Raw genomic sequence first — 12,434 nt, forward strand, 5'->3', positions numbered from 1 at the left:
ATCTAGTGCTCCTGTGGGTTCATCTGCAAGAATTACTTTTGGATCTGTAATTAAAGCTCTGGCAATGGCGACTCTTTGTTTTTGTCCACCGGACATTTCATTTGGCAAATGCGTTGCCCAATCAGCAAGCCCAACTTTTTCTAAGTATTCTAATGCTTTTTGGTTTCTTTCTTTTCTGGGAACATTTTGATAATAGAGTGGAAGTGCGACATTTTCTAACGCCGTTTTGTAGCCAATTAAATTAAAAGACTGAAAGATAAATCCTAGAAATTTACTTCGGTATTCTGCGGCTTTTATTTCGGATAAATGCTCAATCGCAATCCCGTCAAGTTCATAGATTCCAGAATCTTTTTCATCTAAAATCCCGATGATATTGAGTAAGGTAGATTTCCCAGAACCGGAACTTCCCATGATTGAAACAAATTCCCCCTCATCAATAGAAAGATTAATTCCTTTTAGAACATGAAGATTACTCTTTCCAGTATCGTATGATTTATTGAGGTCTTTAATTACTAACATCAGGTGGAGGATTTATTTCTTTAATAGGTAGAACATTTAATTTGTTTGTTACAAAGTGTTTTTTTTCTTTTTTAGATATTGAATGTTTAACTGTAGTTCCTTTTCGGATATGTGTTTTTTACATTTTGTTTAATGACAATTGGCAGTAAGTAAAGCAATCACATTTAGTGTTAGAGCAAATGCAACAACAGGGCAAGGTCTGTGTGATTGTGGAAAACTTTTGCCGCTTATAGTCAGTGAATTAATGATATCGGCTTTCCTCGTAAGGTTTCATTTCCTATTTTTGTACAGAACGCATTAAAGAGAAGTTTCTCCGTTTTTAGGACGGTTATGTGTTGCAAATTGCTAATAATCATTTCGTTATATAATTCGCTTTTTCTTAAAAAGTGATCTAAAATTAAGTTTTACTATGGGAGTTTTTGACAAAAGAATTGGATATAAACCATTTGAATATCCAGAAATTTTACAATTTGTAGAAGCCATCAATAAGTCATTTTGGGTTCATTCAGAAGTAGATTTTACGGCTGATGTCCAGGATTTCCACTCTCAGTTAGAACCTCATGAAAAAAATGCGATTAAAAATGCACTTTTGGCAATTGCACAGATTGAGGTTTCTGTAAAAACTTTCTGGGGAAATCTTTACAATCACATGCCGAAACCAGAACTCAACGGTCTAGGTTCTACTTTTGCAGAATGCGAATTTCGCCATTCCGAAGCTTATTCTCGTTTGCTCGAAGTTTTAGGATACAATGATGCTTTCAACCAAGTTATCGAAATTCCGGCAATCAAAAAAAGAATCGATTTTCTTTCTAATGTTTTGAAACATGCCAATTCTACGTCGCAAAAAGAATATGTGTCCTCTTTATTATTGTTCAGTATTTTAATTGAAAATGTTTCTTTGTTTTCTCAGTTTGCGATTATTTTATCATTTACACGATTCAAAGGGTATATGAAAAATGTGTCCAATATTATCGCCTGGACTTCCGTAGATGAGCAGATTCATGCCAATGCCGGGATTTATCTGATCAATAAAATCCGTGAAGAACAACCGGAACTTTTAACCGATTCTGATATTGAAGATATTTATACTTTAGTCGATCATTCAATTAATGTAGAAGAAGAAATTCTAGACTGGATTTTCGAAATGGGCGAAATCGATAATGTAAGCAAAGAGAACTTATTGAACTTTATGAAATTTCGTGTAGATGACAGTTTGAAGAAGATCAATATGAAAACACGCTATAATATTTCCCCCGAAGAATACCGCCCGATGATTTGGTTTGAAGAAGAAGTTTTCGCCAATTCAATGGATGATTTCTTCGCCAAAAGACCGGTAGATTATACCAAACACGATAAGAGTATTACGGAAAACGATTTGTTTTAGAAAAAGTGAGAAGGCTGAAGTCGGAAGACCGAAGTTTTTAGGACTGAATGGCAAAAAGAGTATAGAATTGGGAAACAGAAAAGCGGCAGAGCCGTGAACTATTGGTAGAAAATTGAATAATCACGAAGTGGCGAAATCAATAGCATTGGGTGAAGCCTGATGAAAGCAAGAATAGAACAGAAGAAAAAGTGCCGAAGGTGCGAAATCTTAATAAAGAAGGTTCGAAATAATTTAAACGGATTGCTTTGCTTTATTCCTCGCAACTCCTCGCAATGACGAACCTTCGAACAAAAAAACGACAGAAATTAATAGCCCCGATTGAAGCGGCATCCTTTTTTGTTATTGCGATTGCGAAAATCTTCAACTGATTGCTTCTGTTTGTTCGCAATGACAAAAAAGATATAGCGGAAAGCGGGACAGAATTCAATAAGAAGCGAAGGTTTTTTTGCTTCTAAAAATTTAATTAAAATACATTTTACAGAAAGAGAATATGGAAGAACAAGACAAGATTTGGTGGCTGAACGAAGAGTCAGAACAAATGTTAAATCGAGGGTACCTCTTGAAAGGCGAAACTGTAGAAGGTGCTATTTTAAGAATTACCACCGCTGCGGCGAAAAGATTATATAAACCTGAATTGCAACCTGCTTTCGAGGAAATGATTACCAAAGGTTGGATCAGTTTTTCATCGCCAGTTTGGGCAAATATGGGAACTGAAAGAGGATTGCCGATTTCTTGTTTTAATGTACACGTGCCAGATAATATCGAAGGAATTACCCATAAATTAGGTGAAGTAATTATGCAGACGAAAATTGGTGGTGGAACTTCCGGCTATTTCGGAGAACTCAGAAACCGTGGGACAGCCGTAACCGATAACGGGAAATCTTCGGGTGCCGTTTCTTTTATGAAATTGTATGATACCGCAATGGACGTGGTTTCGCAAGGTGGTGTTCGACGTGGTGCTTTTGCTGCATATCTGGATGTTGACCACGGAGATATCGAAGAGTTTTTGTCGATTAAAGATATTGGAAGTCCGATTCAGAACTTGTTCACCGGAATTTGCGTGCCAGATTATTGGATGCAGGATATGATCGATGGGGATATGGACAAACGTAAAATCTGGGCGCGAGTTCTTGAAAGTCGGCAGCAGAAAGGTTTACCCTATATTTTCTTTACCGATAATGTGAATAGAAATAAACCACAAGTTTATAAAGATTTAGGAATGACTGTGAATGCGAGTAATTTGTGTTCAGAGATTATGTTGCCTTCAAGTGCTGAGGAGTCTTTTATTTGCTGTCTTTCTTCGATGAACTTAGAGTTGTACGATGAATGGAAAGATACTGATGCGGTGAAATTGGCAATCTATTTTTTAGATGCCGTTTTATCAGAATTTATTGAAAAAACTGAAGGGAATTATTATTTGACAGGAGCGAGAAATTTTGCTTTACGTCATAGAGCGCTTGGTTTGGGAGTTTTAGGATATCATTCTTATTTGCAGAAAAATAGGATTCCGTTTGAAAGTTTTGAAGCGACACAGTTTAATGCAAAAGCATTCAGACAAATCAAGGAACAATCAATTATTGCTTCTCAGGAATTAGCCAATATTTATGGTGAACCGGAATTATTGAAAGGCTATGGAATGCGAAATACCACGACGATGGCTATTGCACCTACGACTTCGAGTTCTGCTATTTTAGGACAAACTTCACCAGGAATCGAACCATTTGCTTCGAATTATTACAAAGCAGGTTTAGCAAAAGGAAACTTTATGCGTAAAAATAAATACCTCGCAAAATTACTTCAAGAAAAAGGAATCGACAACGAAGACACTTGGAGAACCATTATGTTGAATCACGGTTCTGTTCAGAATTTGAAAGAATTAACCGACGACGAAAAAGCGGTATTCAAGACCTTCCGTGAAATTTCTCCGATGGAAATTATTTCGCAAGCTGCACAAAGACAACAATATATAGATCAGGCACAATCATTGAACTTACAGATTCCATCGACCATGCCAGTAAAAGATGTGAATTATCTTTATATCGAAGCTTGGAAAAAAGGAGTAAAAACTTTGTATTACCAAAGAAGTTCTTCGGTTTCTAAGGAATTGATGGTGAACTTTGTGACGTGTTCGAGTTGCGAAGCGTAATTTAGAGAAAAGAATAAAGAATAAAGATAATAACCACAGAAATTTTCTGTGGTTTTTTATTAAAATAGTTTTAAAGGTTAGCGGATAAAATCTAAATTCCATAACTTTAAACCACTAATTCTAAATCAACCTCAATTATGAAATTCGGACAAGTTGAAGACCCATCGCAAATTGATTTTACCCTTCCTAAAGATCATCCAAGAACTAAAGAGATTTTGAAGGAAAATAAATCCAAGAAATTTAATGTTTTTATTGGTTGCGCCAAATGGAACAAGACCGATTTGAAAGGATTTTATCCAAAAGGAACAAAAGATGAATTGTCTTATTATTCTACCCAGTTTAATTCGATTGAGTTGAACGCTACTTTTTACGGAATGCCTTCACCAGAACAAGTGCTGACTTGGAAAGATAAAACTCCTTCTGATTTTAAATTCTTCCCGAAAATTCCAAATACCGTTTCGCATTTTCGAAGGTTGTTGAATATCACCGATGTTGTGACTCAGTTTGCGACTTCTGTTTTAAATTTTGATGAAAAATTAGGGATGGTTTTTCTACAACTTCATGATAATTTTAAACCAAAGGATTATGAGAGATTGGAAAAATTTGTTCAGGATTGGCCAAAAGAAGTTCCACTCGCTATCGAATTGAGAAATAGTGAATGGTTTGCAGATGAAGAAGTTTTCAACAAAACAATGGATCTTTTTGAAAAGCACCATATCACCAATATTATCGTAGATACTGCGGGGAGAAGAGATATGTTGCACATGCGATTGACTACGCCTACTGCGTTCATACGTTATGTTGGCGCCAATGTAGATAGCGATTACACAAGACTTGACGATTGGGTGGAGCGCATTAAAATTTGGGAGAAAGAAGGTTTAGAAAATCTGTATTTTTTTGTCCATCAAAATATCGAAAAAGCATCTCCGCTTTTATCGGCTCATTTTATTGAGGCAATTAATATAGAATTCAAAATGAACATTCATGTCCCTTTGATGGCGTAAATTAAAATTTGATTTCATTTTTTAAAATTCAATGAAAAATAATAGAAGACGATATTGTCTTTTATTGTTTTTTTTCTATATTTGTTCTTACTAAGAAGGATATGTTTTCAAAATCATGTGAGTATGGGATTCGCGCAGCCATTTATGTTGCTAAACATTCCATCAAAAATCATAAAGTAAGTTTAAAAGAAGTTGCAAAACATACCGATTCTCCGCCAGCATTTATGGCGAAGGTTTTACAGAAATTAACCAAAACCGAAATACTGTCTTCCCTAAAAGGTCCTACAGGAGGTTTTTTTATAACAGATGATCATTTAAATAGAGTTTCGCTCCTAAGCATTGTTTTAGCAATGGATGGTGATGGGATTTTTGAAAACTGTACTCTTGGTCTTCGGAGATGTGATGGACAAAAGCCTTGTCCGATGCATTTTAATTTTATAAAAATTCGGGAAGAAATGAGAGTGACTTTAAGCAGTACTTCTTTGCGGTCTTTAGCAGAAGAAGTTTCTGATGGGGTGACATTTTTGAAGCGATAGTTTTTTTTCTACTATAATAAAGGACAAATTTATCTTTTAATATTTCCATATGAATAATTCAATATTTGGGGAATCAGGAATTCAGATTACGGTACTGCTTATTTTAATACCTGTACTTGTTGGTTTACTGATCGCCGTCGTTAAGACTTATGGTACGTACAAAGACCTGCGTAACCGTCATAAGCTTTTTGAATTCAATAAAAAATTAGAAAATCTTTCATCGGAAGATGTAGCGTTTTACGAAAAAAGGAAAATCGAGGAAGCTTATCAACTTCCACACAATGAGCTTTCTGGTAAAATCCCACCTTCAGACGAAAAAGGGATTATTCATAACATCAATGAGATTGAAGAACTACGGGTTATTCCTCACAAAAAAAACTTCGTTCCACAGAAGTATATTTCGGAAGAGTTAGCAAAGTTGATTCTTTATTTTATTGGTTTTGCCATTTTTTGGTTACTCTTTGGAACCACCGTTGGCGAATATCTGGGAATTAAATTTGTTGCACCAGACGCTGACCATGTGAGTTGGTTGAGTTTTGGGCGACTTCGTCCTGTTCACACCAATATGGTTTTTTGGGGCTGGGCTTCTTTTGCCATGGTAGGACTTTCTTATTATGTAATTCCACGCGTAAGTAATGTGCAGATTTACAGTCTTAAAATAGGTTGGTACACGTTAATCTTAATGAATGTTGCGGTATTGGCAGGAACTATTTCATTAATGGCGGGAATGAATAATGCTGGAGGCGAATACCGTGAATATATTTGGCCGATTATGGCAATTTTTGCTGCGGGAATCGTTATTTCTCTTTATAACTTTTTGATGACAGTAGCAACACGTGTAACCAAAGAAATCTACGTTTCGAACTGGTATATTATCGCTGCGATGATGTATGTAGTTGTGATTTTGACGGTGGCTTATGTTCCGATTTGGCAAGATGGATTAGCGGAAACCATTGTGCAAGGGTACTATATGCACCAAGGAGTAGGAATGTGGTTTATGTTTTTAACATTAGGTTTGATGTATTATTTTCTTCCTCAACAACTTAATAAACCTATTTATTCTTACAGTTTAGGAATCCTGGCCTTTTGGACACAGATTATATTCTACACTTTAATTGGAAGTCACCACTTTATATTCAGTGCTATTCCGTGGTGGATGCAAACGGTTGCTATTGTGGCAAGTGTTGGTATGGTGATTCCGGTTGTTGCAGGAACAGCCAACTTTTTACTTACTTTTAATGGAGCTTGGTACCAGGTAAAAACGTCTTATACGCTTCCATTTTATCTAATAGGTATTGTTTTCTATTTCACAGGCTCGATGCAGGGTACTGTAGAAGCATTTCGATTTACGAATCTGATTTGGCACTTTACCGATTTCACGGTCGCTCACTCGCATTTAACGATGTACGGAATTATCACCTTTATGCTTTGGGGATTTATTTACACCTTAGTTCCAAGAATTACTGGAAAAGAACCACCCAAAATTTGGGTGGGCATTCACTTCTGGCTAGCCTTAATTGGATTATTGTTCTATACTGTATCATTGATGATTGGCTCCACACAAAAAGGATTGCTTTGGATGGACAATAAACCCTTTATTCAAAGTGTGGTTCTAATGGCTCCGTATTGGTTGTGGCGTGCAATTGGTGGAACAATGATGTGGATTTCTCACTTTGTTTTTGCCTATAATTTCTATAAAATGGTCAATAAAAAACAAGAGGTCATCATTCCAAAAACACCCGCAGAAATTTTGGAAGCAAAAAGACAGCTCAAAAATGCAGAATACATCCCAACAAAATAATTTGGTATAATGGAATTTTTAAATAATCATAAAACGTTGTTCTGGTCATCCCTAATCTTATTTCTGTTCCTTACGTTACAGATTGCGATTCTGCCTGCTCTAACCAATCAGCAAATTTATAAACCGCTTCCCGATTCAAAACCTTTAACCAAAGATGAACTTGCCGGAAAAGCGGTCTATGTCGAAAATGGTTGTATTGCTTGCCATACACAACAGGTTCGAGAAGTGGAAATGGATAAAGTATTTGGAAGCAGACCAAGTATTCCCGCAGATTATGCAGGGAATCATCGAACAGATTTCTGGAGAAATACTGCCAATTTATTAGGATCCGAAAGAACAGGTCCAGATTTAACGACGATTGGTGAAAGACAGCCAAGCAGCGATTGGCAATTACTACATTTGTACCAACCGAGAGCAGTGGTGAAGGAATCAATAATGCCTTCTTTTGCTTTTCTTTTTGAAGAAAAAGACTATTTAGATAAAGGAGATATCGAAGTTAAAGTTCCACCAGAATTTCTTAAAAATAAATTTGTAAAAATCGTTCCTACTAAGAAAGCGCTTCAACTTGTAGCTTACCTATTAAGTTTGAAGCAAACCAAATTACCAGAAGGTGTCAAACCTCAAGAATTCCTTTATAAAACAGAAGTGAAGAAAACAGCTGGTGGAGGTGGTGCAGATGCGCTACCAGATGGTGGAGAATTATTCACCGCCAATTGTGCAAGTTGTCACCAAGCTACGGGTGAAGGATTGCCAGGAGCTTTCCCTCCACTGAAAGGTAGTCCTATCGTTACTGGTGATGATATTTCGGTTTACGCGACGATCATTATGACGGGCTATACGGGAAGACCAGGATACGGACCAATGCCTGCGGTTGGGAAAAATGCCAATTTTACCCCAGAAATGGTTACTGCAATTATGAATCATGAAAGATCTTCTTGGGGGAATAATGCCAAACCGGTGACTTTAGAACAAGTAAAAGCAGTGATGGCTCAGATGAAGTAAATGAATATATTAATTGCTTTTGAATAATTACAAACATTAAATCAAACCAATGAAAAATATTAGAAATACCGCAATCGTCTTTTTTTTATTATTGATGAATTTTGCCTTAGCCTGCGACGCTTGTAAACTTCAACAGCCAAAAGTAACGAGAAACTTTACCCATGGAGTGGGACCACGAGGTGATTTTGATTGGATTATTGTCGCAGTCATCGCAGTGCTTACCATTTTTACTTTCGTTTATTCATTAAAGTATTTGGTGAAACCCGGAGAAAAAGAACAAGACCATATTAAGAATTCTATTTTAAATTAATCCACTAAAAAAACAGAAGATGACTCAAGATAGAAGTTCCGTTTTCCTCTTTATTGATGATGATGTAAAACCACTTGCAGAACTAGAAACTCCAATTGTATTTGATTTTGATACCTCGAAATTATCCGACGGAGATCATGTTTTGAAAATAGTAAGCAAGTCGCCGACAGGTCGAGAAGGAATTCGGAAAATAAATTTCACCGTTAAAAATGGTCCCTCAATTAGTGTTGAAGGACTGAGTGATGATGATATTGTTGATGGCATTCTTCCTTTAATGATTAATGCGTACGACAAAGGAAATCAAAAAAGTTTCGTGATTGAAGGAAGTGAAACGCCACAAACTGTTCCTGTTTGGATGTGGATTATTATTATATTAATTGCTGGTTGGGGTGCCTATTATTTAATCACCTATTTCAGTGGTATGAATTAAACTAAATGTAAAAATAAAAATCTGTTGTTTCAATAAGTAATTCGTATATTATATGATAGCGCTGCTTATTTTTTTGCAAATAATGTAGGCAATTGGAAAGAGAATTAAAAAACAAATCAATATATTTGACACGACTGGTAAAAGTTCTGAAATAATCACAGCCAATAGTTGGCAGATTCATCATGTCAGTCGAAAAACGGTACAACAAAATTTTATTTTTATGCTATTCCTCATTCCCGCTTATTTATCAGAAAATTCGCCAATTGATTATTTCGCACCTGCGATTAAAGAATATATTTTAAAGACCGATTACTTCTTCGTTGAAAATGAAAAGACGGCAAGAAAAATCATTAAGTTTTTCGCGCCCGAAAAAAAACAAGCAGATTTGAAATTATTTCTTTTGGATAAAAATACAGAAAGAAAGGATCTGCAGGAAGCACAAATGTTGATGAAAAAAGGTCAGGATTTCGGGTTGCTTTCAGAAGCTGGTTTGCCTTGTATTGCAGATCCTGGAAACGTAATGGTGATGTGGTGTCATGAAAATGGTGTAAAAGTAATTCCGATAAATGGACCTTCGTCGATTATTTTGGCTTTGATTTCGAGTGGTTTTAATGGGCAGGAATTTACATTTCATGGATATTTGCCTATCGAAAAATCAGAGAAAAAAGCGAAGATTAAATGGCTGGAAAATCAAGTGAATTCTACGGGATATTCCCAGATTTTTATGGAAACCCCTTATCGCAATAATCCTCTTTTTGATGATTTGTGTAAAGTTCTTTCGCCGCACACCAAGCTCTGTATCGCCGCAAATATTAATGATTCGAAGGATGAATTTATTAAAACTTTCACCATTAAAGATTGGCAGAAAAATAAACCGGAACTTCATAAAATTCCCGCAGTATTTGTTTTAGGAAAATAATAATTGTGCAATTATACATTTTTCAGAAAAGGAGAATTTTCCCTTTAACGTATTGAAAATTATTTTTATATAATAGAAAACCGAAAAATCAATTTTCGGTTTTTTTTATGAATATTTAAGATTCCATTTTTTCAAAATAAAATGGAGCAACCAAATCGGACCGATTAAAAGAAACTGCAAATCTTTTAGAAAACTCGGTTTTTTGCCTTCGATTTTATGTCCGTAAAATTGACCAATCCACGAAAGAACAAAAATTACAACAAAAATAATCCACGATTGATATTGAAATTTTACATTGATAAAGTAAGCGAAATGTTCCATTAATAACATAATAAAAATCATGATGAGTCCGATTCGCCAAGATAATTTGAGATAATAAAGAGTTACCAAAACAACGGCAACAATGGAAACTACACTTATTGCTCCGAAATATTTCAAGAAAAAATGCGGCGCCGGAATAAGCGAAATAAATCCTAAAATCGACCAAAATATTAATGGAACGCAAATCCAGTGAATGGTTTTATTCGTATGATTTTGATGACTTTCTGCATATTCGTTGAAAAGTTGATCAATTTTTCTCATGATTGTAAAAATTTGAATCTAAATTATTAAATTTTTGCTTCAATGCAATGATTTATTTTAAAGCGAATATTTGAAAACGTAATTTTTTGATTAAATGAATACTGATTTCAAAAAAAACATTGTTTTGAATTTGCTTATTTTTGCCAAAATTTATTAGGAATGAAAGATTTAATGGGACAGGCAATTTGGGACTATTATCACAACAAAAGTGCAGACGACTTGTTGACAGAGACTTCCATTTCGGAAATTGATGAATTGCCGGTTGAATATTTTTTTCGGGGTTTTGAGGAGATGAATTTAATCGAGCAAAATGCGTTGGAACTTTCAAAAGGAAAAACTTTAGATATTGGTTCAGGAGCCGGTTCTCATAGTTTGTATCTTCAAAATGAAAAAAAATTGGAAGTTTTCGCTTTGGATATTTCTCCAAAATCAATTGAAGTTTGCCAATTGCGAGGTGTGAAAAATATTTTGTGTGCAGATATTTTGAAATTTCCCGGCGAAACTTTCGACACGATTTTATTATTAATGAACGGAACCGGAATTTTCGAAAGTTTAGATAAAATTGATATTTATTTGGAAAAATTATTTTCCCTTTTAAATGACAACGGGCAAATTTTAATCGACAGCACTGACATTCTTTATATGTATGATCGCGATGAAGATGGTGGAGTTTCGGTTCCTGCTGATCATTATTACGGTGAAGTTGATTATTTTGTACATTATAAATTAGATACCGAAAAACCGATAAAATGGTTATATTTGGATTTTGAAACCTTTAAAAGAGCTGCGGAAAATAACGGATTTGTAATTGAAAAAATTCTTCAGGAAGAAGATTCTTACTTGGCGAGATTGGTGAAAAAATAAAAAATCTGCTTTGATTAAATATAAAAGGACATTAAAAAATAAAAAAAAACTTAAAATTATGAAAAATCTGCTGATCAAATTATTATTGATGAACTTTATGTTCGTTTTTTCGGTGTTTTATGCGCAGGAAAATTTTAAAGATCCGAATTTGGCTAGAATTCAAGAGATTGCTTATGGGATCAAGTACAAAAATACAGTGGGTTTTATGAAAAAAATGGATTATCAACTTACAAGTGAAAAAGAATATGATTTCGGGCATTTTTACCATTTTGAAAATGATAGTGGAAGTAAAATTGTTGTTTATTATAACAAAGAAAGTGAGTTAGAAACTGTTTCAATTCAATTACCAACTTCAACTAGAGATCTTGCGCAATTGGATCTTGAAGACAAAGATTTTGTTTGGGTAAAAGAAGATAATGGTTTTGTTATCGGCGTGAGATGGAGAAAAATGAAATATCCTTTTAACTATTATTTTGAGAATACCGATGAAGAATATAGCTCAATTAAGTTGTATGTAAACTAAAATCAAATTAAAAGACCTGAAAAATTACTTCAGGTCTTTTATTTTAAAAATATTTAAAAATCTTTTTACCCGATTTCAATTCCGTTTTCCACTGTTTCATCCGGCGTTACGAATACTAATTTTCCTTCTGCGTTATTGGTTAAAAGCAACATTCCTTGCGATTCTATTCCGCGGATTTTTCTTGGTGCAAGATTTAATAAAATCATCACTTGTTTTCCAACACATTCTTCCGGCGTGAAACTTTCTGCAACACCAGAAACCACAGTTCTAACATCAACTCCCGTATCTACAGAGAATTTCAAAAGTTTGTCTGCTTTTTCTACTTTTTCTGCAGTAAGAATTGTTGCAGTTCTTAGATCTATTTTTGTGAAATCATCAAATTGAATTTCTTCTTTCATCGGGTTGGCTTTAGGA

14 protein-coding genes are annotated in these 12,434 nt (G+C 34.8%); 11 read left to right on the forward strand and 3 right to left on the reverse strand.

The features are described from left to right. Positions 1 to 519: ABC transporter ATP-binding protein (locus WBY99_RS10520; RefSeq protein WP_423976286.1), on the reverse strand; the 519-nt coding region annotated here is incomplete at its 3' end. 409 nt (positions 520 to 928) lie between these two features. Between WBY99_RS10520 and WBY99_RS10525 the strand changes: the two genes are divergently transcribed. From WBY99_RS10525 to WBY99_RS10565, 9 genes are all read left to right on the forward strand, one after another. Beyond that, positions 929 to 1,903, forward strand: coding sequence for a ribonucleotide-diphosphate reductase subunit beta (locus tag WBY99_RS10525; RefSeq protein WP_423976287.1), 975 nt, complete (start codon positions 929 to 931; stop codon positions 1,901 to 1,903). A gap of 490 nt (positions 1,904 to 2,393) precedes the next feature. Next, positions 2,394 to 4,049, forward strand: a complete 1,656-nt coding sequence (locus tag WBY99_RS10530) for a ribonucleoside-diphosphate reductase subunit alpha (RefSeq protein ID WP_423976288.1) — start codon at positions 2,394 to 2,396, stop codon at positions 4,047 to 4,049. Positions 4,050 to 4,186: 137 nt separating this feature from the next. Then, positions 4,187 to 5,053: a DUF72 domain-containing protein gene (locus WBY99_RS10535; RefSeq protein ID WP_423976289.1), complete on the forward strand. Its 867-nt coding sequence runs from the start codon at positions 4,187 to 4,189 to the stop codon at positions 5,051 to 5,053. Positions 5,054 to 5,154: 101 nt separating this feature from the next. Further along, positions 5,155 to 5,589 (forward strand): RrF2 family transcriptional regulator, encoded by a 435-nt coding sequence (locus tag WBY99_RS10540; RefSeq protein ID WP_423976290.1) that lies wholly within the window; start codon positions 5,155 to 5,157, stop codon positions 5,587 to 5,589. Between the two features lie 49 nt (positions 5,590 to 5,638). Further along, positions 5,639 to 7,390 (forward strand): cbb3-type cytochrome c oxidase subunit I, encoded by a 1,752-nt coding sequence (locus tag WBY99_RS10545; protein ID WP_423976291.1) that lies wholly within the window; start codon positions 5,639 to 5,641, stop codon positions 7,388 to 7,390. Positions 7,391 to 7,399: 9 nt separating this feature from the next. Then, on the forward strand, positions 7,400 to 8,392 hold the full coding sequence (locus tag WBY99_RS10550; RefSeq protein WP_423976292.1) for a cytochrome c: 993 nt from the start codon (positions 7,400 to 7,402) through the stop codon (positions 8,390 to 8,392). Between the two features lie 49 nt (positions 8,393 to 8,441). After that, the gene (locus WBY99_RS10555) at positions 8,442 to 8,702 is read left to right on the forward strand and encodes a hypothetical protein (RefSeq protein WP_423976293.1); all 261 of its coding nucleotides are present in this window, start codon (positions 8,442 to 8,444) and stop codon (positions 8,700 to 8,702) included. Between the two features lie 19 nt (positions 8,703 to 8,721). Further along, the gene (locus WBY99_RS10560; protein WP_423976294.1) at positions 8,722 to 9,132 is read left to right on the forward strand and encodes a cytochrome C; all 411 of its coding nucleotides are present in this window, start codon (positions 8,722 to 8,724) and stop codon (positions 9,130 to 9,132) included. A gap of 220 nt (positions 9,133 to 9,352) precedes the next feature. Continuing rightward, positions 9,353 to 10,051: an SAM-dependent methyltransferase gene (locus tag WBY99_RS10565; RefSeq protein ID WP_423976295.1), complete on the forward strand. Its 699-nt coding sequence runs from the start codon at positions 9,353 to 9,355 to the stop codon at positions 10,049 to 10,051. A gap of 105 nt (positions 10,052 to 10,156) precedes the next feature. Here WBY99_RS10565 and WBY99_RS10570 read toward each other — a convergent pair whose 3' ends face one another. Continuing rightward, positions 10,157 to 10,633: a DUF962 domain-containing protein gene (locus WBY99_RS10570; RefSeq protein ID WP_423976296.1), complete on the reverse strand. Its 477-nt coding sequence runs from the start codon at positions 10,631 to 10,633 to the stop codon at positions 10,157 to 10,159. A 159-nt stretch (positions 10,634 to 10,792) separates the two neighbouring features. On the opposite strand from WBY99_RS10570, the gene WBY99_RS10575 reads away from it, so the two are divergent. Further along, positions 10,793 to 11,497 (forward strand): class I SAM-dependent methyltransferase, encoded by a 705-nt coding sequence (locus WBY99_RS10575; RefSeq protein ID WP_423976297.1) that lies wholly within the window; start codon positions 10,793 to 10,795, stop codon positions 11,495 to 11,497. A gap of 58 nt (positions 11,498 to 11,555) precedes the next feature. Continuing rightward, positions 11,556 to 12,020 carry a hypothetical protein gene (locus WBY99_RS10580; RefSeq protein WP_423976298.1) on the forward strand — a complete coding sequence of 155 codons (465 nt, stop codon included), beginning with the start codon at positions 11,556 to 11,558 and terminating at the stop codon, positions 12,018 to 12,020. A 65-nt stretch (positions 12,021 to 12,085) separates the two neighbouring features. Here WBY99_RS10580 and metG read toward each other — a convergent pair. Next, a partial coding sequence (gene metG / locus WBY99_RS10585; protein WP_423976299.1) for a methionine--tRNA ligase subunit beta occupies positions 12,086 to 12,434 on the reverse strand: 349 nt, incomplete at its 5' end.

The organism is Kaistella sp. (genome assembly GCF_049588135.1).
Lineage (GTDB): Bacteria > Bacteroidota > Bacteroidia > Flavobacteriales > Weeksellaceae > Kaistella.

Coding starts and splice junctions, on each gene's coding strand:
- WBY99_RS10525 (WP_423976287.1), top strand. CDS start 929: ATGGGAGTTTTTGACAAAAGAATTGGATATAAACCATTTGAATATCCA.
- WBY99_RS10530 (WP_423976288.1), top strand. CDS start 2,394: ATGGAAGAACAAGACAAGATTTGGTGGCTGAACGAAGAGTCAGAACAA.
- WBY99_RS10535 (WP_423976289.1), top strand. CDS start 4,187: ATGAAATTCGGACAAGTTGAAGACCCATCGCAAATTGATTTTACCCTT.
- WBY99_RS10540 (WP_423976290.1), top strand. CDS start 5,155: ATGTTTTCAAAATCATGTGAGTATGGGATTCGCGCAGCCATTTATGTT.
- WBY99_RS10545 (WP_423976291.1), top strand. CDS start 5,639: ATGAATAATTCAATATTTGGGGAATCAGGAATTCAGATTACGGTACTG.
- WBY99_RS10550 (WP_423976292.1), top strand. CDS start 7,400: ATGGAATTTTTAAATAATCATAAAACGTTGTTCTGGTCATCCCTAATC.
- WBY99_RS10555 (WP_423976293.1), top strand. CDS start 8,442: ATGAAAAATATTAGAAATACCGCAATCGTCTTTTTTTTATTATTGATG.
- WBY99_RS10560 (WP_423976294.1), top strand. CDS start 8,722: ATGACTCAAGATAGAAGTTCCGTTTTCCTCTTTATTGATGATGATGTA.
- WBY99_RS10565 (WP_423976295.1), top strand. CDS start 9,353: ATGCTATTCCTCATTCCCGCTTATTTATCAGAAAATTCGCCAATTGAT.
- WBY99_RS10570 (WP_423976296.1), bottom strand. CDS start 10,633: ATGAGAAAAATTGATCAACTTTTCAACGAATATGCAGAAAGTCATCAA.
- WBY99_RS10575 (WP_423976297.1), top strand. CDS start 10,793: ATGAAAGATTTAATGGGACAGGCAATTTGGGACTATTATCACAACAAA.
- WBY99_RS10580 (WP_423976298.1), top strand. CDS start 11,556: ATGAAAAATCTGCTGATCAAATTATTATTGATGAACTTTATGTTCGTT.